The organism is Ornithobacterium rhinotracheale DSM 15997, assembly GCF_000265465.1.
Classification (GTDB): Bacteria; Bacteroidota; Bacteroidia; order Flavobacteriales; family Weeksellaceae; genus Ornithobacterium; species Ornithobacterium rhinotracheale.
The window spans coordinates 1,364,406-1,390,318 of record NC_018016.1 but is presented as its reverse complement, the minus strand read 5'-3'; the positions used below and the strand labels follow the sequence as shown (position 1 = coordinate 1,390,318).

26 protein-coding genes and 1 tRNA gene are annotated in these 25,913 nt (G+C 36.2%); 12 read left to right on the top strand and 15 right to left on the bottom strand.

Translation table 11 applies throughout. The features are described 5' to 3' along the window. Nucleotides 1–30: 30 nt before the first annotated feature. Nucleotides 31–1,284, bottom strand: coding sequence for an ornithine--oxo-acid transaminase (rocD, locus tag ORNRH_RS06550; RefSeq protein WP_014791096.1), 1,254 nt, complete (start codon nucleotides 1,282–1,284; stop codon nucleotides 31–33). A 180-nt stretch (nucleotides 1,285–1,464) separates the two neighbouring features. On the opposite strand from rocD, the gene ORNRH_RS06545 reads away from it, so the two are divergent. The 3 genes from ORNRH_RS06545 to ORNRH_RS06535 all read left to right on the top strand — a co-directional run bounded on the left by ORNRH_RS06545 (nucleotide 1,465) and on the right by ORNRH_RS06535 (nucleotide 3,786). Continuing rightward, nucleotides 1,465–1,977 carry a DUF7935 family protein gene (locus ORNRH_RS06545; protein ID WP_014791095.1) on the top strand — a complete coding sequence of 171 codons (513 nt, stop codon included), beginning with the start codon at nucleotides 1,465–1,467 and terminating at the stop codon, nucleotides 1,975–1,977. Nucleotides 1,978–2,282: 305 nt separating this feature from the next. Further along, the gene (locus ORNRH_RS06540; RefSeq protein WP_014791094.1) at nucleotides 2,283–3,515 is read left to right on the top strand and encodes a hypothetical protein; all 1,233 of its coding nucleotides are present in this window, start codon (nucleotides 2,283–2,285) and stop codon (nucleotides 3,513–3,515) included. Between the two features lie 88 nt (nucleotides 3,516–3,603). After that, complete coding sequence (locus tag ORNRH_RS06535; protein ID WP_014791093.1) at nucleotides 3,604–3,786, top strand: hypothetical protein; 183 nt, start codon at nucleotides 3,604–3,606, stop codon at nucleotides 3,784–3,786. Between the two features lie 77 nt (nucleotides 3,787–3,863). Here ORNRH_RS06535 and ORNRH_RS06530 read toward each other — a convergent pair whose 3' ends face one another. The 3 genes from ORNRH_RS06530 to ORNRH_RS06520 all read right to left on the bottom strand — a co-directional run bounded on the left by ORNRH_RS06530 (nucleotide 3,864) and on the right by ORNRH_RS06520 (nucleotide 6,251). Beyond that, nucleotides 3,864–4,538 carry an ABC transporter ATP-binding protein gene (locus ORNRH_RS06530; protein WP_014791092.1) on the bottom strand — a complete coding sequence of 225 codons (675 nt, stop codon included), beginning with the start codon at nucleotides 4,536–4,538 and terminating at the stop codon, nucleotides 3,864–3,866. Then, nucleotides 4,531–5,448 carry a hypothetical protein gene (locus ORNRH_RS06525; protein ID WP_036601143.1) on the bottom strand — a complete coding sequence of 306 codons (918 nt, stop codon included), beginning with the start codon at nucleotides 5,446–5,448 and terminating at the stop codon, nucleotides 4,531–4,533. Before ORNRH_RS06525 ends, ORNRH_RS06530 begins: the two co-directional genes overlap by 8 nt. A gap of 125 nt (nucleotides 5,449–5,573) precedes the next feature. Next, a complete protein-coding gene (locus ORNRH_RS06520) occupies nucleotides 5,574–6,251 on the bottom strand; it encodes a hypothetical protein (RefSeq protein WP_155814509.1) in 678 nt (225 codons plus the stop codon). Between the two features lie 62 nt (nucleotides 6,252–6,313). Here ORNRH_RS06520 and ORNRH_RS06515 point away from each other — a divergent pair, with 62 nt between their 5' ends. The 3 genes from ORNRH_RS06515 to ORNRH_RS06505 are packed head-to-tail and all read left to right on the top strand — an operon-like array spanning nucleotide 6,314 to nucleotide 8,059. After that, the gene (locus ORNRH_RS06515; RefSeq protein ID WP_014791089.1) at nucleotides 6,314–6,988 is read left to right on the top strand and encodes a hypothetical protein; all 675 of its coding nucleotides are present in this window, start codon (nucleotides 6,314–6,316) and stop codon (nucleotides 6,986–6,988) included. 13 nt (nucleotides 6,989–7,001) lie between these two features. After that, nucleotides 7,002–7,616: a CPBP family intramembrane glutamic endopeptidase gene (locus ORNRH_RS11630; protein ID WP_014791088.1), complete on the top strand. Its 615-nt coding sequence runs from the start codon at nucleotides 7,002–7,004 to the stop codon at nucleotides 7,614–7,616. Then, nucleotides 7,613–8,059, top strand: a complete 447-nt coding sequence (locus tag ORNRH_RS06505; RefSeq protein ID WP_014791087.1) for a CPBP family intramembrane glutamic endopeptidase — start codon at nucleotides 7,613–7,615, stop codon at nucleotides 8,057–8,059. Before ORNRH_RS11630 ends, ORNRH_RS06505 begins: the two co-directional genes overlap by 4 nt. Before the next feature lie 76 nt (nucleotides 8,060–8,135). On the opposite strand, the gene ORNRH_RS06500 is transcribed toward ORNRH_RS06505, so the two are convergent. Further along, nucleotides 8,136–8,837: a cell division ATP-binding protein FtsE gene (locus ORNRH_RS06500; protein WP_014791086.1), complete on the bottom strand. Its 702-nt coding sequence runs from the start codon at nucleotides 8,835–8,837 to the stop codon at nucleotides 8,136–8,138. A gap of 276 nt (nucleotides 8,838–9,113) precedes the next feature. Between ORNRH_RS06500 and ORNRH_RS06495 the strand changes: the two genes are divergently transcribed. From ORNRH_RS06495 to ORNRH_RS06470, 6 genes are all read left to right on the top strand, one after another. After that, a complete protein-coding gene (locus ORNRH_RS06495; RefSeq protein WP_014791085.1) occupies nucleotides 9,114–10,049 on the top strand; it encodes a ribose-phosphate pyrophosphokinase in 936 nt (311 codons plus the stop codon). Between the two features lie 51 nt (nucleotides 10,050–10,100). After that, complete coding sequence (locus ORNRH_RS06490) at nucleotides 10,101–10,748, top strand: 50S ribosomal protein L25/general stress protein Ctc (protein ID WP_014791084.1); 648 nt, start codon at nucleotides 10,101–10,103, stop codon at nucleotides 10,746–10,748. Nucleotides 10,749–10,871: 123 nt separating this feature from the next. Beyond that, nucleotides 10,872–10,945, top strand: a tRNA-His gene (locus ORNRH_RS06485). 176 nt (nucleotides 10,946–11,121) lie between these two features. Beyond that, nucleotides 11,122–13,068, top strand: coding sequence for an LTA synthase family protein (locus ORNRH_RS06480; RefSeq protein ID WP_014791083.1), 1,947 nt, complete (start codon nucleotides 11,122–11,124; stop codon nucleotides 13,066–13,068). A gap of 67 nt (nucleotides 13,069–13,135) precedes the next feature. Beyond that, a complete protein-coding gene (locus ORNRH_RS06475) occupies nucleotides 13,136–14,059 on the top strand; it encodes a mechanosensitive ion channel family protein (RefSeq protein WP_014791082.1) in 924 nt (307 codons plus the stop codon). Then, the gene (locus ORNRH_RS06470; RefSeq protein ID WP_014791081.1) at nucleotides 14,046–16,172 is read left to right on the top strand and encodes a S9 family peptidase; all 2,127 of its coding nucleotides are present in this window, start codon (nucleotides 14,046–14,048) and stop codon (nucleotides 16,170–16,172) included. Before ORNRH_RS06475 ends, ORNRH_RS06470 begins: the two co-directional genes overlap by 14 nt. Nucleotides 16,173–16,637: 465 nt before the next feature. Here ORNRH_RS06470 and ORNRH_RS11625 read toward each other — a convergent pair whose 3' ends face one another. The 10 genes from ORNRH_RS11625 to ORNRH_RS06425 all read right to left on the bottom strand — a co-directional run bounded on the left by ORNRH_RS11625 (nucleotide 16,638) and on the right by ORNRH_RS06425 (nucleotide 25,735). After that, complete coding sequence (locus ORNRH_RS11625; protein WP_052040716.1) at nucleotides 16,638–16,955, bottom strand: TonB-dependent receptor; 318 nt, start codon at nucleotides 16,953–16,955, stop codon at nucleotides 16,638–16,640. Nucleotides 16,956–17,045: 90 nt separating this feature from the next. Then, nucleotides 17,046–18,659, bottom strand: coding sequence for a TonB-dependent receptor domain-containing protein (locus tag ORNRH_RS06465; RefSeq protein ID WP_052040717.1), 1,614 nt, complete (start codon nucleotides 18,657–18,659; stop codon nucleotides 17,046–17,048). Nucleotides 18,660–18,744: 85 nt separating this feature from the next. Further along, nucleotides 18,745–19,125, bottom strand: a complete 381-nt coding sequence (locus ORNRH_RS11620; RefSeq protein ID WP_155814508.1) for a hypothetical protein — start codon at nucleotides 19,123–19,125, stop codon at nucleotides 18,745–18,747. A 53-nt stretch (nucleotides 19,126–19,178) separates the two neighbouring features. Then, a complete protein-coding gene (locus ORNRH_RS06455) occupies nucleotides 19,179–19,628 on the bottom strand; it encodes a hypothetical protein (RefSeq protein WP_014791079.1) in 450 nt (149 codons plus the stop codon). A 12-nt stretch (nucleotides 19,629–19,640) separates the two neighbouring features. Next, nucleotides 19,641–20,168: a class IV adenylate cyclase gene (locus ORNRH_RS06450; RefSeq protein ID WP_014791078.1), complete on the bottom strand. Its 528-nt coding sequence runs from the start codon at nucleotides 20,166–20,168 to the stop codon at nucleotides 19,641–19,643. A gap of 138 nt (nucleotides 20,169–20,306) precedes the next feature. Then, a complete protein-coding gene (msrA, locus tag ORNRH_RS06445) occupies nucleotides 20,307–20,927 on the bottom strand; it encodes a peptide-methionine (S)-S-oxide reductase MsrA (protein WP_014791077.1) in 621 nt (206 codons plus the stop codon). Between the two features lie 28 nt (nucleotides 20,928–20,955). After that, on the bottom strand, nucleotides 20,956–23,061 hold the full coding sequence (gene recG, locus ORNRH_RS06440) for an ATP-dependent DNA helicase RecG (protein WP_014791076.1): 2,106 nt from the start codon (nucleotides 23,059–23,061) through the stop codon (nucleotides 20,956–20,958). Between the two features lie 22 nt (nucleotides 23,062–23,083). Continuing rightward, nucleotides 23,084–23,671, bottom strand: coding sequence for an acyl carrier protein phosphodiesterase (locus ORNRH_RS06435; RefSeq protein WP_014791075.1), 588 nt, complete (start codon nucleotides 23,669–23,671; stop codon nucleotides 23,084–23,086). 36 nt (nucleotides 23,672–23,707) lie between these two features. After that, on the bottom strand, nucleotides 23,708–24,328 hold the full coding sequence (locus tag ORNRH_RS06430; protein ID WP_014791074.1) for a metallophosphoesterase: 621 nt from the start codon (nucleotides 24,326–24,328) through the stop codon (nucleotides 23,708–23,710). Nucleotides 24,329–24,403: 75 nt separating this feature from the next. Further along, complete coding sequence (locus tag ORNRH_RS06425; RefSeq protein WP_169313187.1) at nucleotides 24,404–25,735, bottom strand: tetratricopeptide repeat protein; 1,332 nt, start codon at nucleotides 25,733–25,735, stop codon at nucleotides 24,404–24,406. Nucleotides 25,736–25,913: the final 178 nt, after the last annotated feature.

Here is a 25,913-nt window from a genome sequence, read left to right as displayed (position 1 = left end):
TTTGTGTGAATTTTAGTTATGTGTGTAAAGTTACACCTTATTATCATTTTTAGAAAATTCTCTAATGCTTTTTTCTATAATTTCTAAACATTGAGTGAGTTGCGCTTTATTAATAACAAGTGGCGGCGCAAAACGAATGATGTTTCCGTGCGTAGGTTTGGCAAGCAATCCGTTTTCTTTCATGGCTAAACATAGCTCCCATGCTGTGTCGCTGTCTTCAGTATCGTTGATAACGATGGCATTGAGCAATCCTTTTCCTCTAACCAAGGTAACTAAATCGCTGTGTTTATCGATGATTTTCTGCATTTCTTCTCTAAAGAAAATCCCCATTTGATCGGCATTTTCGGCTAATTTCTCATCAATTACAACTTGCAACGCCTCGGTGGCTATGGCACATGCCAATGGATTTCCGCCGAAAGTAGATCCATGCTGCCCTGGGTGCAACACCTCCATTACCTCATCTTTTGCCAACACCGCCGAAACGGGATAAAATCCTCCAGAAAGTGCCTTGCCAAGTGTGAGCACATCGGGTTTTACGCCCTCGTGATCGCAAGCAAGCATTTTACCAGTGCGGGCAATTCCTGTCTGAATTTCATCTGCAATGAAAAGTACATTATGCTTTTTACACAAATCGGCACAGGCTTTCAAGTAACCATCTTTTGGCACATACACGCCTGCCTCGCCCTGAATTGGCTCTACGAGAAAACCTACTACATTGGGATTTTCTTCCAAAACTTTTTGCAAAGCCTCTGCATCGTCATAAGACACAGAAATAAATCCTGGCGTATAAGGCCCGAAATGCTCTCTCGCATTTTCATCATTAGAGAAAGAAATTATCGTAGTCGTGCGCCCATGGAAATTCCCGTTAGCCACAACAATAATGCCCTGCTCAGCAGGAACGCCTTTTTTCTCATAGCCCCATTTTCGAGTAATTTTCAAAGCCGTTTCTACCGCTTCGGCTCCAGAATTCATCGGCAACACACGATCCATATTCATGAGTTCTGCCAATAATTTTTCGTATTTTCCCAATTCTGAATTATGAAAAGCTCGCGAAGTGAGGCAAAGCTTTTCGGCTTGTTTCTTGGTCGCCTCCACAATGCGTGGGTGGCAGTGCCCTTGATTTACCGCAGAATATGCCGAAAGAAAATCAAAATATTTCTTCCCCTCCACATCCCACGCATACACGCCTTGTCCCCGCTCTAACACTACGGGTAGCGGGTGATAGTTGTGTGCTCCATATTGATTTTCTAATTCTATTAATTCTTGCGATGTGTAATTTGCCATATATATTATTTTTTTAAATTCGTTGCGACAAAATACAATTTTTTAAGCATATTTACAAATTATATTTTATTACATTTTTTAAAATAGGGCAAATTCGATAATTTGAGATTTTTTTTGATTTTAATTAAACGATATGAATTTTTAGATTTCTATCTTTGTACTTTTACAATACATTAAATTATGGAAATTATTCGCATGCTTTTATATTTAGTACCCATGCTTTTTTTAGGTGCTATTTTTTATCTTTTGATTGATAAATATTTCTCGGCACAAAAACTTCAAACACCGCAAAATGTGAAAAACAACGAAATCACCTCTCACCGATTGCAGGCGTATGAACGCATGGCTCTCTTTTTAGAGAGGATACGACCAACTAATTTGGTGCGAAGAATTGAGCTAAGCAACTCGCTAGAAGAGTATGAATACGCTCTGGTGCATTCTATACAAGAAGAGTATGACCATAATTTAAGCCAACAGATTTACATCTTGCCCGATACTTGGAAAATCATTTTTTCGACTAAAAATGCCACGCAAAACTTTATAAAACAATGCAAAGACACGCTCAAGCCAAACGCTTCTGCCGAAGATTTGCAAACAATGATTCTCAAAAAATCGGTGGAAGGTAGCGAACCTTTTTCGGGTGCGCTTTTGCAACTACAAAGCGATGTTCAGTCGGGGTTTAGGGATTTATGATTCCTATTTATTATTTTTAATTTCTGATTCTAAAAACATACTCCGTTTTTAATCAAGATAAAATACGGAGACCTACGCTATACCCCAAAGCGCAAGACATGACAAATAAAATTGCAGCTAAGACATAAATTAAAATATCTAAATTTCTCTTATCTTCTATTATTCTTTTCATAACAAATTAACTTTCAACTCTAAACAAATATAGTAATTTTCTTTTATTTAAATAATTTATTTTCAAAAACTATTTTTCTTTTTTTTACTTACATAAAAATCTAAAAACATTTAAATTTGTAGAAAAATTTAACATGAAAAACATTTATTTATTCATTTTTCTTTTATCTGCCTCTATTTATGCCCAACAGAAAACATTTTACGAAGCACCTATAATGGATGGGACTAAGTTAATGTCTATGAGACAGTCTAATACTTATGTTCAAGAAGCTACGCGATTTGTTTCAAATGAAATTTATTTGAAAAATGAAAAAATAAGTGATAAATACACACTTTTCTCCTATGTAAGCACTGCTATTTTCTTCCAACCGCTAACACACGAGGAGGGGCATCGCTCTGTTTTGACCGAGCTGAATATAGGTGCTATAAATGTTCCTTTCTTTGACAAAGATGGTGTAGCCAAGGTAATTGGGGTTTCTGATGCTACTTTGAAAAATCTAAAAGAAACTGATTTACCTAATTACATTAGACTACATACTGCGGGGCTAGAATCTGACTACACTTATTTAAGATCTATGAATGCTAAACTTGCATTTGATGAACAAGATTATAAAAATGTAAAAGCGGATGTTATAACGAGGCACATCGGTGTCGGCTCCTATTACCTCACATCTTTGATTAACCAAAAGCTCTCGATAGACGAAACAAAAAAGCCAGAGCTTGAAAGAGATGTTGTGGGGCATGACATCTGGGGAATGGCAAGAAATATCTATAATCCTAAAGGGAAATTTTATAGATATACTAAGTGGTCTGAGCTCAACAGAGAAGAAAAAAGATACACAAGAAGAATTGCATATCTGTCTTTCATTAATTTTATAAACCCTAGCCTATTTGGAATAAGTAATTTCAAATTAAAAAATGGAAATAAATTCTCCTTCAGTTTAGGGTACTCCTTATCTCCTTTCGGGGATTACATTACGCAAGATTTCTATTATTTTCATGTCGGAAAAAACATCAAGATAAATCCTTACATAAGAGAGTATTTCAACAAAGACAATTTTTTCATTGCAGGCGGGATAAAATTACATAATTATGAATTGGGCGATAATTTATTAATAAATACTTCTTTTGATGTATGGTCTCAACCAAAAGACTTAGATTTCAGAAGCTCTTCAAAACATCTGGGACTAGGAGCTGAATTAAACATTGGATACAAAATATATTCTTATAAAAAAGAAAGAGACAATTCCTTCTACTTTAACACAGGTATCTCTGCAAAAACAAAAGGCTTCATCCCAGAATCGCCTTCTTTAAACAAGGATTTAAGATTCAACTGTGGGCTGATTTATAGAATATCAGAAAATTAAATAATTTTAAATTAATTTCTTATTTTTTTCTTTGTTGTAACAAATACAATATGTACATTTGTTAGCCTAATCAAAACGACAAACTCTTATGAAAAGAGATATCTCTCTTTTATCTTTAGGGTTGGCAAGTTTGCTACATCGCAAAGAAAAATATCTGTTTTATTTAGTTATATTGGGATACATGGTTTTTTATCTAGGAAAACAATGTGCAGAGCATGATGCTAGACATGGATATAATACCCAAAGAATGGAAACAACTAGCCCAAATTAAATCGAAATTTTGCAACCCTAACTTGGATTTTTCCTTTTTCTAAGACAACGCTTTGACATATCACCATTGCATTATTTTTATTTAAAGATATCTTCAACGCCTTTTAAAATTAATTTTGATTTCATTTCTTTTTCTAAGTCTTTAAAATCAGACTTTTGAATTATTCTTGGCTCTTGCCCTTTATTTAGAAAAATGATTTTATCACAAGTATCTACAAGCGTAGAAAATATATGAGATGAAATCAATACTATTTTGTTTAATTCTTTTAGTTTTAAAATTATATCCACAAGTATAATACTGCTCTGAATATCTATGCCATTAAATGGCTCGTCTAAGATATAATATTTATTTTCTTGAAGTAAAATTGCAGTTAAGGCTAATTTCTTTTTCATTCCCGTTGAGTATGTGGATGCGTACTGCTCCAAGGGAAGACCGAAAATATTTTTTTCGTCTATATTAACTTTCTTATTTCTAGCATTGCACAAAAGTTGAATGTACTCTTTACCCGTTATTCTTGAATAAAAGAATGGCTCTGTTTCGAGATAGCCCAAATGGTTTTTAAGAGGTTTATTTTCTGATAATATTTCTCCACTATAACTCTCTAGCCCAGCGATACATCTAAATAAAGTTGTTTTGCCTGCTCCATTTTCTCCTACAATTCCATAAATATTTCCTTCTAAAAACTCTAGCGAAATATCCTTTAAAACTTCGTTATTTCCAAAGTTTTTGTTTAATCTATCTATCTTAATCATGTAAAAGTGTCTTTAAATTTTTAGATGATTTGTTATAAAAATAGGGTATCGTTATCAAAGATAATGGTAAAAAGAAAACACTGCCTACAATTACAATGAATTCATACAAATTCATTTCTCTGGGATACGCTGAATATTTACCAAGAATCACTAGCCAAAGCAGCAATACGCTTACAATATAAATAAATAGTATGATTTCGTATTCCGCATGAAAGACATAAAGCAAGGGTATCAAGATAGGCAAATTCAAAATAATTAAAAATTTTGTTCCTGTATACATTTTTTCTCTTAAAAACCTTTTGGGCGAACATGAATAAATCCAGACATAATACTCTGTCTCTGGCTTTACATAATAACTAATCGCCGTTAGGTTGATTAATAAAATTGAAAATAGTCCTAAATTGACATTTTCTACATTACTCGCAATAATAGCAATTCCATATGCTACTGGTAACAACAGAATACTCTTTCTAAATCCGTTGCAAAATTCAAAAGGTTTATTTGAAAAAGGAGTGGGTATTGTGAATCCCAAATTTCTAAACACTACAAATGAGAGTAATAGAGAAATTAATATTAAAATAATAGATTCTATAAAACATCCGTTATACACCAACATGAGCAAGAAAGGAAGTGCTACGATTAAATTTTCTATAATTCTTATTTTATTTTTGATTGCATTGCTAAATATTATTGACAGAAAATTATTTCTAGCTTTTCCCGACAGATTAAACTGAAACATGATTGACGCAAGTACCATTAAATAATTGGCAAAATCAATTTTCTGAAAAAGAAAATTTGACAAATAAAAAAAAGCCACTGGAATAAGCATATACCCCAATATAGGAGCAAGCCCCTCATCAATCATCTTACGATTGATCATAATGTATTGAAGTTTAAAATATTGATTCATTCAGACTTTAATTCACCACCAAAGATATGATTTTCTTTTTTAGAACCTCAATACTAAATAGAAAATAAGACGAAAGGAATTACTACTTAAAAAATAATAAATAGTGAGAGATTTTAATTTTTTCATTAATCTTCTCTTGAAAATCTTATTTCTATCGTATTTTTCGAATGTATATTCGTTAGTTTTATAAAAGCAGATTTTATAACTACTTCATTTGTAATCATTCCATATTCTGTTTCTATCATATAATCTGTATTTTCCGAATCCATTATCTCTGATCTTGCATATTGTATTCGGTTATCTTTATTAAGAGTTAGAGAAAAATAAAAATTAGCATTCTTGTCTTCTTTTGTCACTTTCTTATTATCTTCTATAAGCGGTTTAAATAAGTAATCTCCATTTTTATCTAAATTACAATTTAATTTAACCATCCTATCATTTAGGATAAGGAAATAAGGATAATAAGACAACTCTATCGACCTTTTCAAAATTGGTTCAATAATCTCTCTATAACTATTTTTTTCAGTAAAATTTATTCTAGAAATTTTTATATTTCCTTTTCTACTAAAAAACTTATATGATATTTCACCTTCAAAAGGTATTAATTCTCCCTCCTTTATATACTCACCTTTAAATTTCAATTGCTCCTTTTCCTTGAATCCATTCTCTGAATTTAGAGATTCTTTGAATTTAAAATAAGAAGTTTTATTATCTATATCAACTTGGCTTAATTTTATTCTTTCTTGTGCTCCCACACTCACGCATAAGCATAAAAACAACAGACTCAAAAAGTAATTTTTCATGTTTTTAGGTGTCTTATTTACACACAAAGCTAAAAACATTTAAATTTGTAGAAAAATTTAACATGAAAAACATTTATTTATTCATCTTTCTTTTATCTCTTTCCGTGCATGCTCAGCAGAATACATATCGTAATGCAAGCAACATTCTCGACACTATAAATCTTGCAGATGTTTCTGCTTCAGGAAAAAATAGTTTAGAGAATTTTCGTTCTATTTTTAATAAAAATAACTCTCAACTATTGAGGAAGAAAAACTTGATTTATTTTAGTTTTTTAGAAGAAAAAATATCTGGAAAAATTATGACAAACGGGCGTTTAAGAATAAAAAACACCCCCAAAAACCTTGACAAGAAACATCTTTTATTATTAAAGAATGTTTTACGGAGTTTTTATAGCTCTTGGCTTATTTCCTATTACAATTTTGCTCAAAAAGGATTTTACTGCACTAAAATAAATAACAAAGAGTGGGCTTTTAAATTAGACAAGAGAGGTAAAGAAATTTATAGTGATTCTTTTGAAAAAAATGAAGATGGTAATTTATCTATTATAATTCGACTTGATGATGATTATGTCTTATCAAATTCTTCCTTTACACTAAGAATAAGTGATGATAAATTTGAGTATCAAGATTTTTTCTTTAAAAGGGAAGATAATGGAATCACTCCCTTAAAATCAACATCTAAACTCATTTATGACGGAAAGGAAACTACTCTTTTAATCAACTTTAATAATAGATAACATTTAAGAAATCATGAAAAAGAATTTTTTCCCAAACACAATATTAAAAGTACTCGCTCTCATCCTATTTTCTTTCATTTTTGCTGGGATAGGTGTTTTCATAATAGACAATATCGTTCAAGAAGTCTCGTTTGCTTCTTTAAATATATTAATGGTATTTGCGATACTTTTCCCTTGCCTTTTGGTTATTTTATACAATAAAAGAAAAAATACCCCTATTACTTTCTTCGAAAAAAAATATATCAAAATAGGTTTTTTATCTGTTCTATTTGCTCCTATTATATTGCTACTCATAGATTATGCTTTATCAATCCAACTAAATTATCCAAGTAAAAAAGAAGTTACATTTTCAGCTTTAAGCGTTTCCGTAATAGCCCCTATTTTTGAAGAGTTATATTTTAGGAGAATTATCTTAAATGGACTGATGCAGCGTTATAAAAAATACCACTATATCATTGCTTTCATTATTTCCAATTGCCTTTTTACATTTGTCCATTCACCCGAGCAATACATTTTTGCATTTTTAGCAGGAACTTATTTAAGTTTTTCTTTTATCTCCACGAGAAATATTTTATTCCCTATTGCCATTCATATCATTTTTAATTCTATGAATTATTTTTTTAGATGAAAACACATAGAATCTTTTTTATTATTTCCACAATCGTAGCGATGATTATTAATGGGTGTTTCTTCTCCTGTATCAACGAGCATTTCTTTGGTTACGATGGGGTAAACGCTAATTTTGATTTTTCTGATGTTGTAGAAAAATTTACCACAATTGTCATTTTCGCCCCCATTATTGAAACTATACTTTCTCAATATTTATTGTATAAATTACTGCGTTTAACTAAAATCAAATCTTTTTATTTCTATTTGATAGCTATGTCTGTTGTTTTTTCACTTTTCCACACATACAATTGGCTTTATATGCTAATGACTTTTGTAAGTGCATTGATTTTAAATAACTTTTATTTAAAGACAACAAATCGATATGGCAATGCCGAAGCTGCTTTGTTCACCATTTTCATTCATGCTGCGTATAATGCCTTTGGATTTTTCTTTGTGGATTGAATCAACAAACCCCAAAACATAAAAAAAGCACACTATCCAGCATGCTCATTTAAAATATTATAAAATTTAATTTCCCTTAATCCAAAAACAAAGTTTCGCTTTCGGCTACGATTACTTTTCCGTTTTCGCATCGGAAAGTTTTGGCTGGGAATTTTTTAATCAAAGAATAATCGTGCGTTGCCATAAGCACTGCCATATCGTTTTCCACCGAAATCTTCTTGATCAAATTCATAATTTCTACCGAAGTTGCAGGGTCTAAATTCCCCGTAGGCTCATCCGCCAAAATCAATTCTGGGTGGTTCAGCAAGGCACGCGCAATCGCAATACGCTGCTGCTCACCTCCCGAAATCTCGTGCGGCATTTTGTGTTTTTTAGTCGCCATGCCCACTAGTTCCAGCACTTCGTTGATTCTATTATCAATATCCGTTCTGTCCGACCAGCCCGTTGCCTTCAGCACAAAAATTAAGTTTTTTTCGATATTTCGATCCGTTAGCAACTGGAAATCTTGAAACACGATTCCCAATTTTCTTCTCAGAAAAGGAATTTTGCGTGTGCTGAGTTTTGCCAAATCAAATCCCGCCACGGTACCCTCGCCTCGCTGCAAAGGCAAATCGCTGTACAAAACCTTGAGCAAACTACTTTTACCACTCCCCGTTTTCCCGATTAGATAGGCAAATTCGCCACGCTCCAATCTGAAGTCTACATTATTAAGCACCAAAAAATCTTTCTGGTACACATCTACATCTCTTAATTCTATAATTGCTCCTTTTTCTGCCATTTGGGATTTGGTTTTAAAACTTAACAAAAGTAATATTTTATTTACGAGCCACAAAATTTGATTTAATTTTTAGGGCTAAAAAAATTCATTTTCACACGATTTTTCGCCAATTTGTATTGGGCTAATTCAGTTCAAAAATTCATTTTTTTATGATTTTTGAAGCTAAAGATTTTTCGTTGTTAAAAAATATGTTTGAAATTAAAAAATTATTCATAGCCAAATTACTTTTAATTTTTTCAAGGTTTTTATAATTTTGCAACCAAATTAAATAATCCAATGGACCAACCCGCATTATTATTCTCAACCCGACAAAGTAGAGTCTTAGCCGAAAAAATTGCTCAGCACTATGGGCAAGAATTAGGTAATGTTAAATTCCTTGAATTTAGCGACGGCGAGTATCAGCCATGTTTTGAGCAATCAATCCGTGGAGCTCGAGTATTCATCATCGGCTCAACCTTTATGCCAGACAGCAACTTAATGGAAATCCTCCTTATGTGCGATGCTGCCAAACGCGCATCTGCTAAAAGCATCACCGTGGTGATTCCGTATTTTGGCTATGCTAGACAAGACCGCAAAGATAAACCAAGAGTTCCGATAGGGGCTAAATTAGTGGCAAATCTTTTGAGCGCAGCAGGCGCCACTCGTGTAATGACGATGGACTTGCACGCAGACCAAATCCAAGGATTCTTTGAAATTCCTGTGGATCATATCTACGCCTCTACCATATTAGTAGATTACGTGAGAAATCTAAATTTAGAAAATCTCACTATCGCTTCTCCAGACATGGGTGGAGCCAAAAGAGCTAATGCCTATGCTAGCTACTTAAAGAGCGATATCGTAATTTGCTACAAAGAGAGAAAGAAGGCCAATGTGGTAGAAAATATGATGCTAATTGGTGATGTGAAGGATAAAGATGTAATCATCGTAGACGACATGATCGACACCGCTGGCACCATTACCAAAGCGGCTGCCCTTATGATTGAAAAAGGAGCGAGAAGCGTTCGTGCCATGGCTACTCACGCAGTATTGAGCGGCAAAGCTTATGAGCGTATTCAGGACTCTGTTTTAGAAGAAGTTGTAGTTACAGACACAATTCCTTTAAAAAGACACGATGTTTCTAAAATAAAAGTTGTATCTTGCGCCTCGTTATTTGCAGATGTAATGCATTTAGTTCACAACAGACAGTCTATCAGCAGAAAGTTTGTAATATAACACAAGAAAAAATCACGAAATTTTAATTTTTAACACTAAATATTTAATTAAATGAAATCATTGACGATTCAAGGGAAAAAAAGAGAAAGCGTAGGCAAAGCTAGTACGCGTGCACTTCGTAATGCTGAACAAGTTCCTTGTGTTGTTTACGGTGAAGCAGAACCAATCCACTTTTCTGCTGATGTAAAAAGTTTCAAAGACTTAGTTTACACTCCGGAGGCACACATTGTTGTACTTGAGCTAGACGGAGGAGAAACTATCAACTGTGTATTGCAAGATATCCAGTTCCACCCAGTGACTGATGCTATCTTACACGCAGACTTCTACCAAATTACTGATGACAAACCTGTAACTATGAGCATCCCAGTTCGCCTAGAAGGTAGAGCAAGAGGTGTTATGGCTGGTGGGGTTCTTCGTTTCAACTTGAGAAGACTTAAAGTTAGAGCATTGCCTGCTAACTTGCCAGACGAAGTAGTGGTAGACATCACTAAAATGAGAATTGGTCACAAAAAGTATGTAAAAGACATCCGCGTAGACGAGTACACTTTGATGCACCCAGATAGCGATGTTGTATGTTTGATTAAAACTTCTCGTACTGCCGTTGCAGGCTCTGATGCTGATGACGACGATGAAGATGAGGAAGAAGAAAACTCTCCTGAAACTTCTGCAGAAGAATCAAACGAAGCTGCTGCTGAATAAGCTTGTCGCTCATGAAAATCTAAAAGTGCTTTCTTACCGAAAGCACTTTTTTTATAGATTTTTTTATTTTTATTTTTCAGTTTAAAAAAAATCACTATATTTGCACTCGCAAAAGCAAACACGGTGACCATAGCTCAGTTGGTTAGAGCGCCGGATTGTGGTTCCGGAGGTCGTGGGTTCGAGACCCATTGGTCACCCTCAATTAAAGCCATTGATTATCTCAGATTCTCAATGGCTATTTTTTTTATTTCTAATAATTAATTGAGGTGCAAAACTTTATACTTCTTGACAGAAACTTAGAAACTATCTTTTTTCACTAAAAAATTTCTTTATAAAACTTAAAGTTATTTATTTTTGCGTTAAAATTAAATTGATGAAGTGGAAAAGTTTTCTGAAAGAATTAAGTAATCTAATATTCTTTTGGTTTGTAGGCATTGTATTTTTCAGTCTGTTTAGAATTATTTTTGCCTGCCTATATTATCAACGAATCCAGATTTTTGAATGGAAAGATTTTACTCGGGCTCTATTCATGGGATTTAGGTTCGATTGTACTGTGATGGGATACTTCACCATACTGCCACTATTTTTACTGTTTGCATTTTCTGGTTTCACGAGCCGTTTAAAATTTGTAATCGGAGTAAGAAAAATCATGCAGATTTTATTTTCTATCCTAGGAGTACTCATCTGTGTGGTTACTTTAAATTATTTTAAAGAATACAATCAGCAATTTAATCACTTCATTTTTTTAGCGATTTACGATGATCAAAAAGCAGCTTTCAATAGTATTTTAAAAGACTTTCATCCTTTTTTAAATTCATTTGCAGCCATTGTAGCCATCGTTTTGATGCTTTATATTTTCAAGAAATTTGAAAAGTCAGAAATCATCTTCCATAAATTATCTAAAATAAACTCCCTCGCTGGCAAAACGATACTTGTGCTACTTAGCATCACCCTATTTGTTGGAGGAATTCGAGGTTCTTTTACTGGTTTTCCCGTGAGGAAATTCACTTCTGCGGTTTCTAAGGATTCTTTCATCAACAAAATTATTATAAATCCTTTTAGGTCTTTGATGTATGCGTATGATGAGTTTAATGAAATAAATGGAAACTCTAAAAATCCTTTTCTTTCAGAACAGGAGTTCAATCAGATTTTTAAGGCTAAAAAAGTAACGGATTTGCTAGAAAAGAAAACCCAAGGGGCTATGATCCAGAAGCCAAAACAAATCTTTCTAATCATTATGGAAAGTTATGATTCATGGCCGCTGATGGAAAAATATCGTCCGCTCAAGTTGTCTGAAAATCTAAGTGCCATTGCCGATAAATCTTTGCGTTTCACGCATTTTTTACCAGCATCTTATGCCACCTTTAACTCGTTTGGGAGCATTGTTACCAATATTCCTTACACGGGCATCAACATTAGCCATATTCGCGAAACGGTAGCTCCTTTTGAGACTTCTATTTTTGAACAGTTTAAAAAATTAGGCTACAAGACTAATTTGTTTTATGGCGGTTTTTTAAGCTGGGAAAACATCGGAGATTTCTCTCTCTACCAAGGTGCAGATCATGTGTATTCTGCCATGGATTATGCCGACAAGACCGACTTGAATGTCTGGGGCGTGGAAGACGAAGATTTGTTTAAATTAGTAAATCAAAGTATTAATCCTGATGAATATACCTTTAATCTAATCCTCACGACCAGCTACCACACACCTTATACTGTAAATGTGGACAAAAAGGGCTTTCCGTATAAAAAGAAAGAAGATTTCCCTAAGGATTTGCAAAAGTATTATGACAATGGGCTTACGCTGAAAGAAATGGGACACTTGTGGTATGGGGATAAATGTATAGGCGATTTTGTAGCAAGTGCCGAGCAAAAATTCCCTGAGGCCATCTTTGGTTTTACGGGGGATCATTTTGGTAGAAGATTTATCACTCACCAGCCCAATCTGTATGAAAGAAGCTCAGTCAATTTCATTTTATATGGCAAGCAAATTCCTGCCGAGCTAAACACTACGCCAGGCACACATATCGATATTGCTCCTACGCTCATAGAAATGATTGCACCTCCGAACTTTACTTATTATAGTTTTGGGGAATCCCTGCTTTCCCCAGGTAAAGACAAGGCCATTTCTTTTGAAAAAATCATAAAAAAGAATGATTTGTACTACCTGCCTAGAGAAGAAAAGAAGGATAAAATCAACCTAAAAAACTGGAAAGAAGAAAAGGTGAACGAGGACAAAACACTGACTGACATGTACAACAAACAAATGGGGCTTGCTTGGTACTACACCGTAAAGGGCAATGATTTAAACAAAAAATAATCCATGCTCAATAATTTTACAATAAATTTGTACCTTGCGAGTTCGAAAAAATTACACTTAAAAATTTATGGAAGAATCTAAAGAAGTTGCGAATCAGTTTTGGGAACAGATCAAAGCCTTTTTCAACATAGAATTGGTGAAAATTGGTCAAAAACCATTTACATTGCTCACGGCACTCTATATGGTAGTGGCATTTGTAATTTTACTTTTGATCGCCAAAAAACTTTCAAAATTTCTAGAAAACAAAGTTTTATCCTCTCGTATTGCAGACCGTGGCGTAAGAAGTTCGATTTCTTCAATTTTTAGATATATATTCCTTTTTTTAGGAATTATATTTATCTTCCAATCAGCGGGGTTTGACTTTGGTTCGTTCAGTTATTTGGCAGGAGCACTGGGTGTGGGGATTGGATTTGGTTTGCAGAACATTGCACAAAACTTTATCTCTGGTTTAGTTATCTTGTTTGAACGCCCTATTAAAGTGGGCGACCGTATCGAGGTGGGCAACATCGTGGGCGATGTAACTTCTATCTCTATGCGCTCAACCAAAATCGTAACCAACGACAACATCAATGTCATTGTACCCAACTCTGAATTTATTAATAATAAAGTAATCAACTGGTCTTATAACGAGAGAAAAGTGCGTTTTCGCTTCCCGATTGGCGTTTCTTACAACGAAAACCCAAGCAAAGTGCGTGAAATCACACTCGAAGTTGCTCAAAAACACAAAGGTGTTTTAAACTTTCCAGAACCTCAACTATTGTTTGACGATTACGGCGATAGCTCGCTAAACTTTGAGCTTGTGGTGTGGACTTCTACCTATATCCAAAGACCTAAATTACTGAAAAGTGAATTATATTATGCCATTTTTGAAGCCTTTAGCAAAGAGGGAATCGAAATTCCGTTCCCGCAACGCGATTTAAACTTACGAAATGGCTTTGAACATATCAATGATTTTTTAATTAAAAAAACTCCTTCCGATGAAGAAATTTAAATTATTCACACTGCTTTTTTTACTCGTATTTGAAAGCAGTTCGCTTTTAGCCCAAAAGCAAAAATTAAGCATAGAAGATGCTGTAATGGGCTACTACAAAGGACTTTACCCTGAAACGCTCTACAACCTAGACTGGGCTGGTGAAAATTTCTTTTACCAAGACCAGCGTGGACTCGTTTTTAAAAATACGCAAGGAAAAGAAACAAGAACCATTGGTTTTCAAGAAATTAAATCCAAATTTCCTGATTTAAGATATTTACCAAGATTAAGCTATAAAAACAATCAACTTTTCTTTAAAGCTGGAAATACTTACTACGCTTGGGACATCAAAAATGATAAAAATATAAGCATTAAACTTCCTGAGAATGCCGAAAATGCCGAAATCGATAAAAATACCAATCGCGTGGCTTTCACGATGGAAAACAACTTATATGTTGCGCAACCAAACGGGGGCAAAATCTTGCAGGTAACCAATAGCAAGGATAAAAACATCGTTTCTGGACAAGCGATTCACCGTAGTGAGTACGGCATCAAAAAAGGGATTTTCTTCTCTCCGAATGGAAATCTTTTGGCTTTTTATCAAAAAAATGAAACCAAGGTAACCAACTATCCGCTAGTGGATTTAAACACAATTCCTGCTACACCAATGCCTATTAAATACCCAATGGCTGGCGACCCTAGCGAAATCGCTAAAGTAGGGATTTATGATTTTAGAACCAACAAAACCACTTATTTAGACATCAATACCGATGATTTTCATTATTTAACCAATTTGGCTTGGAGCCCAGATGAAAAGTACATCGTTTTGGCTGAAATCAATCGTGCAACTACTCATTACGACCTCAACCGCTATGATGTGGCTACGGGCAAAAAAGTGAATACGATTTTCTCTTATTCCAACAACATTTGGGTAGAGCCAGAAAATGCAGCGGTTTTCGTGCCAAATTCTACTAAAAACTTGCTTTGGATTAGCCAAAAAGATGGATTTAGAAATATTTATCTTTTAAGCACAGATGGCAAAACCAATAAGCAATTGACCAAACACAAATGGGTGGTAAAAGATATTTTAGGCTTTAGCAACGACGGGAAATCTGTCATTTACACAGGTACGGGAGAAGATCCACGCAACACGCAAACTTTTAAAACAGATTTAAAATCTGGAAAAACTACTAACCTCACTCCTACCGCAGGCACACACAGCTCTACTTTGAGCGAAGATGGAAATTACTTAATCGACGAATTTTCTTCGCTCGAGATTCCGAGCATTACACAAATCATAGACACCCGAAATGGCAAAAAAACAATCATCAAAACCAGCGAGAATCCTCTGAAAAACTACGCAGTAGGAAACATCGAATTTTTGGATTTAAAGGCAAATGACGGCACCAAATTATATGCCCGTATGATTAAGCCAGAGAACTTCGACCCAAATAAAAAATACCCAGTTTTGATTTATGTTTATGGTGGTCCGCATGCACAATTGGTAACCAATTCATTTTTAGGTGGTGCGAGCATGTGGGAGCCTGCCTTTGCTAGCTTGAACGATTATATCGTTTTCACGCTAGACAATCGCGGTTCTGCCAATCGTGGATTTGCATTTGAAAGCGTAATTCACAGACATTTAGGCAACAAAGAAATCGAAGACCAAATGACTGGCGTAGAGTATTTGAAATCACTCCCTTTTGTAGACGCCAAACGCATCGCTGTGCACGGCTGGAGCTTTGGAGGCTTTATGGCTTCTAGCTTAATGCTTCGCAAGCCAGGCGTGTTCACGACTTCGGTAGCGGGTGGACCTGTCATCAACTGGAGAATGTATGAGGTAATGTATGGCGAACGCTACATGGACACGCCACAAGAAAACCCAGAGGGCTACAAGCAAAGCACGGTTTCTAATTATATCCAAAATCTGCAAGGTAAATTAATGCTCATCACGGGAAGTATCGACAATGTGGTAGTTCCTCAGCACAGTATGAGCCTGCTAGAAGCTGCTGTGAAAAACAATGTTCAGGTAGATTTCTTTACCTACCCAATGCACGAACACAATATCGGAGGCAAAGACCGAGTAAACTTGATTGAAAAAATCGCCGACTACATCGTGAGAAACAATCAATAATTTGATTTTTTTTTAATTGAACTTAGAAAGCCTTTCCCACAGGGGAAAGGCTTTTTTTGTGTTTTGTTTTTTTATTTCCTGGCCTTTATTCACTTGCTTTTATTGGTATCTTTTCATGCATTATTGCCTATCTTTTCGAATTTTTCTCCCATACTTTTCTGCATTTCTTAAGCTAGTTTTAAACAAAACCCTTATGGGTTTCACAACTAACCCTTAAGGGTTTCCATATTAACCCTTATAGGTTATTAGACTAACCCTTAAGGCTTAGCTATAAAATCATCTATGGTTTTCTTTAAAAATAAGTGAAGTTTTATAAAAAACTTGCGCAAGTTTTTTATAAAACATAAGCAACAATTTGGCAAAACCTGCCGTTGAGTTTATGCATGGATAACTTAGTTAAAAAAATAGAGAGACTGCCTAAAAATGAGGCAACCTCTCTATTTTTTTGATTAAATGCTGAGTGGATTAAAAAGTATAATTGAACCCTAGCGTAAAGCTTCGTCCTGGGCTGTAAATAGGTGTCTTTCCTCCTCTCACGGCACGGCTTAAATGCTCGAAATAAGCCCTGTCCAATAAATTATTTACGCCCACATTGGCAGCCATTTTAGCATTCAATTGCCAAGTGGTATGGAAATCTAAAACCGTGAACTCAGGTGCAGGAATTTCGCCAAATTCCTTTGAAATTCTGTCTTGTTTTGCGACATAACGCAGGCTAAACATCGGTTGCAATCGGTGGCGGAAGAAATCTCCCCTCAAGGCATAACGCAAATCTAGGGGTGCCATCTCCGGCAATGCTTCTGCTCACTCAAGGTCTTGCCCATAACTGTATGCCAAGCTGATCTGCTGCTGAATATAGGACACAAGTTGCTGTTTCTAGCTTAGCTCCACACCTGTTTTGTATGCCTTTTCTATGTTTGTATAGACTCTCACACCTGGGCTCATCGGCGTTTTAGGCTTTAAAGTAGGTGCAATCCTAGATGAGATAAAGTCTTGCAGATACGAGAAATAAACATCTACATCTATCAGCGTTTTTGTTTTTTTCCATTGGAAAGTAAAATCTGCCTGATTGTTTTTTTCAGCTTTTAACAATGGATTCCCCACAAGCTCATACGGGTCTTGCCCCACGCTAAAGGAATTGATAAATCGCTCGGTGAGCGAGGCACTGCGTTGTACTCTGCCTACCCAAAATCCTACTTGCACAGCCTCCCAGTTTTTGATAATTCCTGCACTAAGGCTAGGATTGAGCTGACTGCTTTTGCTTTTTGGATACAATGCCAAAAAGCCTTTGCTAGCGTCTTTTGCCTCTGCTTGATTCCATTCGAGGCGAGCCGAAAGCACATATTCCAAGGCTTGTGTCTTTAATTGATATTCAGAGAAAATGCCTGCTTTAGTTATTTGGCTATTTTGCCATGAATTATCTTCTATTTGCTTGCCTGCCATTTTTCCTTTAAGCATGGTTCTCACACGAGTTCCTTCTGCTTGTTCGGCTTTAAAGTCTGCTCCCACAAACCATTTTCCGTTCTGTGGTCTAAACTCTAGCTCGGTTCTCCCGCCCCAATTCTGCGTTTTGGTGGCAGAGGAAACATCCATCATACGCGGAGTAGGCTTCATTTGATTATCCATTAAATGATCTACCAATGTGGCATAAGCCGTGGTTTCCCATTTTTTAAGCCATGAATGATTAAAGTTTGCGCTGTGTCTAGCATTTAGCAACCAAGTGTCATCTTTGCGCAAATCCATGCCGAGCGCAGGAAAATCCGAATCTCTGCCTCGGTTGTAAGTGGCTCCCAAAGTGAGCTGCTGCGTTTGATTAAGTTTAAAGCCAGATTTTAGCCTAAAGCTTCCTCGATGAAATCCTGCTAAAACTTCCTCGCCGTTTCCTGCTTTGTAATTGCCCCCCTCGGCATAAAATCCCGAAAGGTTTATATCATAAGCATTTCCGCTCAGCCCTACATTGACTTGACTTTGGTGAATGTTGGCGTTTGATTCGTATGAAGTGGCAAGTCCGCCGTAAGTTTTGTTTTGAGTGGAAAAATGATTGGGAGACGAAATATAATTAATCGTAGCTCCCAGCCCTACGCCATATCGCAACGCATAAGGACCTTTCAGCACCTCGATACGCTCTACATGGCTTGGGTGCATTTGGCTGGTAGGCGGATCCATTCGGTTGGGGCAAGCGGCAGTGGCACACTGCGCTCCATTGAGCACTATATTTAGCTGATCGTATTTAAATCCTCTAAAAACGGGATCTGCTCCATAACTTGCACTTTTTTTAATACTCTGAAATGCGGGGATTTGCTTTAAAATAGCTCCTCCGTCATAAGAAAGCTGCGCTTTGCTAGGCAACAACACATCGTTGAGCATTTGTGATGTACCATCTATTGCAATGACACTGATGGGGTATAATTCTACATTTTCTGTAATCGTTTGGGCGTATAAGCCACCTGCTAGCAAACTTGTGCTTGCTAGGATTTGTTTTAAATTCATTTTAAATTCATTTTAAATTCTGTTTAAATATTATTTTAATTAAAGAAAAGTCGCTCCACTTGCAGAGCAACAGGCTATGTGCTATTTAAACGAATTGAGGTGGCTTGAATATGCTAAAAAGATACTTGGAACATAGCGATTCCTCTATCCAAGCATAGAATTTTTTGGCGTTGCGTTTTTTTATGGAATGATTAGTTTTTTCGGTATAAAACAAGACATATACCCATTCTAAATCTTTGACTTTGATGGGCTGAGTAGAGGATTTCTGTTCGGGTTCTTCTACCTTTTTAAGTTGCTTGCCTAGATGGCATTTCCCATGACAATCTGAGCCAGGCACTTCTTTATTCTCGCAAAGGTTTTGTGCTATATACTGTTCGTTCAGTTTAAAGTCTACCCACACGCCCAGCTTTAATGCTGGGGGCAAAAGCAAGAGCATAATCAATACTATGGATAAACTTTTAATCACAAATATTTATTTGACTTGCGAAAATAGCTTTTTTAAATGTGATTTTAAAATTTTTAGCAATTGCAACATCTGCCTTGCCCTAAATTTAAAAATAATACAAAATGTATAATTACTAGAATTACAAATAATATAAATGCCTTAACTCTCTCTGTTGTGGTTTCTATATTTTTGGTTTTAATAAGTTTAGTAATCAAAATAATAAGCACGGGCACCAAACCAATCCATGATGCCGAATTGATTAAAGCCTGCCCTAAGCTATCGTGCATTCCTCCGCCAAAGAGTTTAATTAAAATATCATTTAACCCTAAAAAAATGTATGTCCAAACGGCGATGTAAATGACCCTTAAATTTTTAGTCCCGAAACACACAAGCAGTGCCGTGCTTGAAACAACCAAAGGGGTTATCGTAATTTCGTCTGGTGCAAAATAATACCCAAAAATCGCATTTGCTACTATAATCAAAAAAGCTAAGCCCAAGGCTAATATATTTCTACTCACTTGCATGGCTTTAAAAAATTATATTTTTTCTATTTTTTCCATCAATAAATCGCTGTAAGATTTATCTACCAAATCTTGTGATGTAAGCCCAAGAAACTCAAAGTATTTGTTGCACTGCTCCTCTAATTGCTCAAGTGTAAATTCCTCCTCGGTATCTATGGCTTCAACTTCTAGAAAGGTGCCCAATCCCTCTACTTTATCAAAATGAAATTTGACATTGTCTATGAAATAAATTTGTCTTTTTTTATTTACGATAACTTTCACTCCCAATTGCAATGTCAAGATTTCTTTCAACGCCTCGCTTGGCTTATGTTTATACAGAATTATTTTAGATTCCTTTGCCTTGCTAGTATCTGCGCGTTGATAATTAATCAAAGCATTTTCGATGTTGCCCTCTCTAAGCTTCAGTCGCCCCTCTTTGGCACAGAAATAAGTATCTATTTGATGATCTTCTCCTACATATCTGGGGTTTAAACTTAATAATTTTTCTTGATAGGATTCTATATTAGAAACACGAGCTTTAAATTCAAAATTCTTTATCTTCATGATTTATTTTTTATTTAATTCACAGTCAAAAAAACTTTTATTTCTACCGATTTAATATATCGTAAATATAAAAATTAAACGCTAATATCTTTACATAAAAAAGAGATTGCCTTTTGAACAATCTCTCTTATAATAATTTTAATCTTTTAAAAGCTCTTTAAATTTAGCCTGAAATTTTTTCATCTTGGGGGCAATCACCGCACTACAATACGGCTGTGTTTGGTTCAATTCAAAATAATCGGTGTGGTAATCCTCGGCAGGGTAAAAGGCTTTCAAAGGCTCGATGATAGTTACATATGGCTTGTCATAATCCCCGCGTGCGATTGAATTTTTCATCGATTCCTCGGCTTCTGTTTTTTGCTTTTCGTTTTCATAGAAAATCCCTGAACGGTACTGCGTCCCGATGTCTTCGCCTTGTCGGTTAAGCTGAGTAGGATCGTGCAAAACCCAAAAGACTTCTAACAATGTTTTGAAATCAATCTGGCTCGGATCATAAGTAATTCGCACTACCTCGGCATGTCCCGTTTCGCCCGTACACACTTCCTTGTAGCTTGGATTTTCGGTGTGCCCGTTGGCAAATCCAGATTGTACATTTTCTACGCCTTTCAATCGGTCGTAAGCGGCTTCCAAGCACCAGAAGCACCCGCCTGCTAAAGTTGCTGTTTCTAAATTTGTACTCATAGTTTTAGGTTTATTATTCGTTTGGCAGCTAATTGCTACGCTCAGTAACAAAAATACTGCGATTATTTTATGTTTCATATATTTTTATTTCAGGAATTAAAATTTTTTAGCCCACATTTGCCCAACCGATTTTCTTTTTGTGATAAAGGTTGAAAAAATGTAGAATATTGGCATTTTTGGTCATTGATAAGTTAAAGTCTTCTTCTAGTGTATCTTCCACGGCCTTTCTGGCTGCTTGAAATATGGTTTTATCCATTTTTAAATCTGCAATCTTTAGATTTAAAATACCACTTTGTTGGGTTCCCATCACATTTCCAGGGCCTCGCAATTCTAAATCTACTTCGGCAATTCTAAACCCATCGGTAGATTGACACATGGTTTGGATTCGTTTGTAGGCCGTTTCGTTTAGCTTATCTTTGGTCATCAAAATACAATAACTCTGCTCGCCACCACGCCCTACTCTACCGCGCAACTGGTGCAATTGAGACAGCCCAAATTTCTCGGCACTTTCGATAATCATCACGCTGGCATTCGGCACATTCACACCCACCTCTATCACCGTCGTTGCCACCATGATATCGGTTTCGCCTTTGGCAAAGCGTTGCATTTCATAATCTTTATCGGCTGGTTTCATTTGCCCATGTACGATGCTAATCGCAAAATCAGGATAAGGAAACTCCGTAGCGATGTAATCATAGCCATCCATGAGTGCTTTGTAGTCCAATTGTTGCGACTCCTCGATCAGCGGATACACAATATAAATCTGCCTACCTTTCTCGATTTCTCGACGCATGAATCCGAGCAATTTTAAGCGATCTTTTTCGAGCATATGGTGCGTCTGAATCGGTTTTCTACCCGCGGGCAATTCATCAATAATCGATATATCCAGATCTCCATACAGCGTCATTGCCAGCGTTCGCGGAATCGGTGTTGCCGTCATAATCAGCATGTGTGGTGGCAAAATTCCTTTATTAAAGATTTTGGCTCGTTGTGCCACGCCAAAGCGGTGCTGCTCGTCGATTATGGCAAAACCTAAATTTTTAAATTTTACTTTGTCCTCAATCAAAGCATGTGTGCCTACCAAAAAATGCAAACTTCCGTCTTCTAACTTTTGATGAATTTCTCGGCGTTCTGCCGTTTTGGTGCTTCCTGTGAGCAGTGCAATCTCAAGTCCCATCTTGTCGGCTTCTTGCTTTAAGCCATAATAATGTTGCTGCGCCAAAATCTCTGTCGGCGCCATCAATAGCGATTGAAATCCATTGTCGGCAGCGATGAGCATCGACATAAACGCCACGATGGTCTTCCCACTCCCCACATCGCCTTGCAACAAGCGATTCATTTGGCTAGATTTTGCCATATCCGAACGGATTTCTCGTATCACACGCTTTTGGGCATTGGTCAATTCAAAGCCTAAATGATGATGATAAAAATCGTTGAAATAATCGCCCACAGAAGAAAATGCTTGCGATTTGAATTTCTTTTTGCCTATGGCTTTTTGCATTTGCAATGAAAGGTGCAGAAAATAAAATTCCTCAAATTTTAATCTTTTTTGGGCTTGATTCAGCTCTTCTGCATTTTTAGGAAAATGAATTTGGTAAAAGGCTTTGTTTCTATCGATTAAATCATATTTTCGTTTAATTTCGCTAGATAAATTTTCCCGAATGTAGGGATTTACCATTTCCAAAACCTGCTCTATCATGCCTCGCCAAATGCGGGGCGTAATGCCTTTTTTCTGTATTTTTTCGGTAGTAGAATACACAGGCTCTAGCCCTTTGCCTTCGGCTTGGTGCGCCGATTCGGTTTCCATTTCTGGGTGCGTGAAACTGATTCGGTTTTGAAAAAGGCTCGGCTTCCCAAAAATTACGATAGGCTTTGCGATTAAATCCGAAATTTTTTTCTTAAGCCATGGCGAATATTTAAACCAAACTAAATCGGCTTGCCCCGTTTCGTCCTGAAAAGTAGCGTGAATGCGTTTTTTTCGCCCCTCGCCCACTTCTTGCATATTGATGATTGTGCCTTTAATCTGAATTTCAGACGAAAAATTGGTAATTTCTTTTAAAGTGTAAAATTTAGTTTTGTCGATATAACGAAACGGAAAGTGATACAATAAATCCCGACAATTAAAGAGCTTGAGCTCAGATTTTAGCACCTCAGCTCGTTGCGGGCCCAGCCCGTTTAAATAGTCTATGGGAGTTAAGATTGGATTGCTCACCTTACAAATATAAGCAATTTTTCTAAGCCGAAAGCTTTAAAAATTCGCGGCAGGATTGCTCTAATTCGGGATAAAATTCTAAAAAATCTTTATTGAAAAGTGCTTCGTCTACATAGAGCGACTTTACCGCCATGTGCATGTTGTTGAAAAATCGTGTGCGGCTTCCTAGTTTATTGAGCGTAAGCTCCACGCCCTCCATGGTAGAATATTGATAAAACCAATCTCTTTTTGCCAAAAGCTCGGTGTAGTGTCGATAGGGCTCTGGGTATAGTTCCTTGTATGCCAAAAGCACTTTGTAGCATTCTTTTCTAAAAGTATTAAAATCCTTTTTGCAGAATTTCCCCCAGTTTTTAATCAAAAAATAATCGTAAAAAATATCGACTATGATGGGCGCATATTTGCCATAATCCTCGTACAATCTAGCACAACTCCTCTTGACCACGGGGTGCGAATCGGTAAAAGAATCGATGTGCCTATGCAATAAAATTCCCTTTTGAATCTCATGGGGAAAGTTACTGAGCCTTCTCCCCTTGATGACATCTCCCAAGTGATTTCCCACTTGAATTTCGGGCTGATTAAAGGATAATAATTGGTGCGCTACTAAATTCATATCTTGAGAAAATAGAGCTACAAATTCTTTACCAATCTAATGCATGCAAACATCTTTTTTAGTCACCGAAATGCTAATGACTTGATTCACTTTTGCTTTTTTGCTAAGTTTTATTCCTGTAAGCGATTTGCCCCAGCCTGCGCCCGTGTCGAGATACCAAGCTTTTTTATCTTTTACAAACTTAGGCTCCTCGACCACAACATGCCCAAGGAATTGCGTTTTTTTGAGTTTTTTGAGCTCGCCTTTGTGAAACAAAAAATCGATTTCGCCATTTTCTTCGTCGGCACGTGCAGGAAATCCTGCATGGCTCGCAAAGATTTTGGCATCTTCGTAAAAATGTGGCAACTCCTCCAGCCACTGCAACACAGAGAGATAATTCAAATTATAGGTTTCAAATTTTTGTTTGTCTGAAAGCGTGATGCTTTCCTCGTAGCGTTGCTGAAAGATTTCATCGTTATTGCCTTTGAGCACAATTACCTTTTCGGGATATTTTTTCTGTAATTGAATCACTTTTTCGAGCACGGCATAAGAATGCTTGCCCTTGTGCACCAAATCGCCAAGCAAAATCAATTTTTCTTTTGCTGGATTCCAGTGCGCAAGCATTTCCTCTAGTGCATAGTAGCACCCGTGTATGTCGCCAATGATAAAGTAACTCATCTCAAATGCAAAAATGGCACTTTTAGTGTTACCTCATCGTTAAATTATTAGTTGCTTTTTTTAAGTAATTGTAATTTAATCCAATGCAGAAATGATTTTGAGAAAATCCTTTAAAATCGGATATTTTTCAATCATTTCGGGCAAAAGCTCTGGTGCCACTTGCTGGGCTTTTTTCAAATATTGAATGCCCTTTGCCATATCGTCTAAATTAAAATAACAATGGCTTAATTGATACAATAATTCTGGCTGATTGAATCTTTTAGACGTGGCATGAATGGTATCTATCGCTGCCTTGCAGTCGCCCAAAAGCACCTGCAATTCTGCATAAGCATGCCAATTGATGAATTTGTGCCCTTCGAGCTTCAAAATCGTTTGGTAACATACTTCTGCGGCTTCCAAATCGCCCATTTGCACAAAATAATAGGCTTTTCGTTTATGGTAAGTCACATTGGTTTCGTCTAGCTCAATCGCACGATTGATGTATTGCAACGCTTCTTGATATTGCCCCAGCTCCTCATACACCAGTGCCGCCTCATACCAAGCTTTGTCTAGCTGAGGGTCTTCGTGAATTGCCGTATGAAACGCCTCGAGTGCATTTTCTTTTTGGTCTAAACTTAAATAAGCCTGACCTATTTTCATAAAAGTTGTCGCTGTGGTATATTCCAACTCCGCGGCTTCTTTGTACACCTCAATGGCTTCTTCGTATTTATCAAAAAGCTCTAAGGTATAAGCCTTTAGCATTAGAGAATTAATACTTTTAGGATTAATGGCGATGGCAAAATCAAAGGCATTGAGTGCCTCGGGATAATTTTCAATTAAAAGGTATTTTCGTCCCAACTCTAGCCAAGCGTATTCTGAATACGGATCTTTGTCTAAATATTGATGTATAAAATCTAAACTTTCATGGATTTTCCCCATTTCATCAAAGCAATCGATGCAGGAAATAAAGGCTTCCTCATCTTGAGGATCTATGGCTAGAATGTTTTTAAAATAATGAAAAGCTCGCACAAGATTATCGATATTTAGGTATTCGTTGCCCAAATTGTGTAAAAGAAAAATTTTGGTTTCCTCGTCTTCGGCAAGGCTCAAAGCTTGCTGATACAGATCAATGGCTTTGAAGTATTCCTCTTTGGCTGAATAAAATTTAGCACAAGCAATCATATAATCGATGTCGCCACTTGCCATGGATTCTAGTTCCAGCATTTGGCGTTCGGCTTTTCTAATTTGATTGTTTTCTATGCTAAAATCAAATTCTTTGACCAAGATATTTAAATTATCTGGATGGATTTCTTTGGCGAACTCTATTGCCTTTTGGGCATACTCCATGTCTCTGATTGAAAGATAATGCTCTATAATTTCCGACAATTCATCTGAATCAAAATATAGACTCTCCTTATTCTCAATCATTTGCTCAAATTTTTGGACGAGCTCGTTGCAGAAAAAATCTTCTTCCATAGGCGGGTAAAGGTAACGTAAATTTTTATTCTTACCTAAAATTATAGTTTTTTGTTTTTAACAGGCAATAAACAGAAAGCCCTTTCTCAATCAATGAAAAAGGGCTTTTTGATAGATTTTCTATGTTTTA

Bases quoted from the DNA above. Each gene is read 5' to 3' on its own strand.
- ORNRH_RS06520 (WP_155814509.1), bottom strand. From the start codon at position 6,251: ATGAAAAATTACTTTTTGAGTCTGTTGTTTTTATGCTTATGCGTGAGT.
- ORNRH_RS06470 (WP_014791081.1), top strand. From the start codon at position 14,046: ATGAAGAAATTTAAATTATTCACACTGCTTTTTTTACTCGTATTTGAA.
- ORNRH_RS06530 (WP_014791092.1), bottom strand. From the start codon at position 4,538: ATGATTAAGATAGATAGATTAAACAAAAACTTTGGAAATAACGAAGTT.
- ORNRH_RS06435 (WP_014791075.1), bottom strand. From the start codon at position 23,671: ATGAATTTAGTAGCGCACCAATTATTATCCTTTAATCAGCCCGAAATT.
- ORNRH_RS06450 (WP_014791078.1), bottom strand. From the start codon at position 20,168: ATGAAGATAAAGAATTTTGAATTTAAAGCTCGTGTTTCTAATATAGAA.
- ORNRH_RS06495 (WP_014791085.1), top strand. From the start codon at position 9,114: ATGGACCAACCCGCATTATTATTCTCAACCCGACAAAGTAGAGTCTTA.
- ORNRH_RS06455 (WP_014791079.1), bottom strand. From the start codon at position 19,628: ATGCAAGTGAGTAGAAATATATTAGCCTTGGGCTTAGCTTTTTTGATT.
- ORNRH_RS06480 (WP_014791083.1), top strand. From the start codon at position 11,122: ATGAAGTGGAAAAGTTTTCTGAAAGAATTAAGTAATCTAATATTCTTT.
- ORNRH_RS06465 (WP_052040717.1), bottom strand. From the start codon at position 18,659: ATGAATTTAAAACAAATCCTAGCAAGCACAAGTTTGCTAGCAGGTGGC.
- ORNRH_RS06540 (WP_014791094.1), top strand. From the start codon at position 2,283: ATGAAAAACATTTATTTATTCATTTTTCTTTTATCTGCCTCTATTTAT.
- ORNRH_RS11630 (WP_014791088.1), top strand. From the start codon at position 7,002: ATGAAAAAGAATTTTTTCCCAAACACAATATTAAAAGTACTCGCTCTC.
- msrA (WP_014791077.1), bottom strand. From the start codon at position 20,927: ATGAAACATAAAATAATCGCAGTATTTTTGTTACTGAGCGTAGCAATT.
- ORNRH_RS06545 (WP_014791095.1), top strand. From the start codon at position 1,465: ATGGAAATTATTCGCATGCTTTTATATTTAGTACCCATGCTTTTTTTA.
- rocD (WP_014791096.1), bottom strand. From the start codon at position 1,284: ATGGCAAATTACACATCGCAAGAATTAATAGAATTAGAAAATCAATAT.
- ORNRH_RS06505 (WP_014791087.1), top strand. From the start codon at position 7,613: ATGAAAACACATAGAATCTTTTTTATTATTTCCACAATCGTAGCGATG.
- ORNRH_RS06535 (WP_014791093.1), top strand. From the start codon at position 3,604: ATGAAAAGAGATATCTCTCTTTTATCTTTAGGGTTGGCAAGTTTGCTA.
- ORNRH_RS06490 (WP_014791084.1), top strand. From the start codon at position 10,101: ATGAAATCATTGACGATTCAAGGGAAAAAAAGAGAAAGCGTAGGCAAA.
- ORNRH_RS06425 (WP_169313187.1), bottom strand. From the start codon at position 25,735: ATGATTGAGAATAAGGAGAGTCTATATTTTGATTCAGATGAATTGTCG.
- ORNRH_RS06525 (WP_036601143.1), bottom strand. From the start codon at position 5,448: ATGAATCAATATTTTAAACTTCAATACATTATGATCAATCGTAAGATG.
- ORNRH_RS11625 (WP_052040716.1), bottom strand. From the start codon at position 16,955: ATGGCACCCCTAGATTTGCGTTATGCCTTGAGGGGAGATTTCTTCCGC.
- ORNRH_RS06475 (WP_014791082.1), top strand. From the start codon at position 13,136: ATGGAAGAATCTAAAGAAGTTGCGAATCAGTTTTGGGAACAGATCAAA.
- ORNRH_RS06515 (WP_014791089.1), top strand. From the start codon at position 6,314: ATGAAAAACATTTATTTATTCATCTTTCTTTTATCTCTTTCCGTGCAT.
- ORNRH_RS06430 (WP_014791074.1), bottom strand. From the start codon at position 24,328: ATGAGTTACTTTATCATTGGCGACATACACGGGTGCTACTATGCACTA.
- ORNRH_RS06500 (WP_014791086.1), bottom strand. From the start codon at position 8,837: ATGGCAGAAAAAGGAGCAATTATAGAATTAAGAGATGTAGATGTGTAC.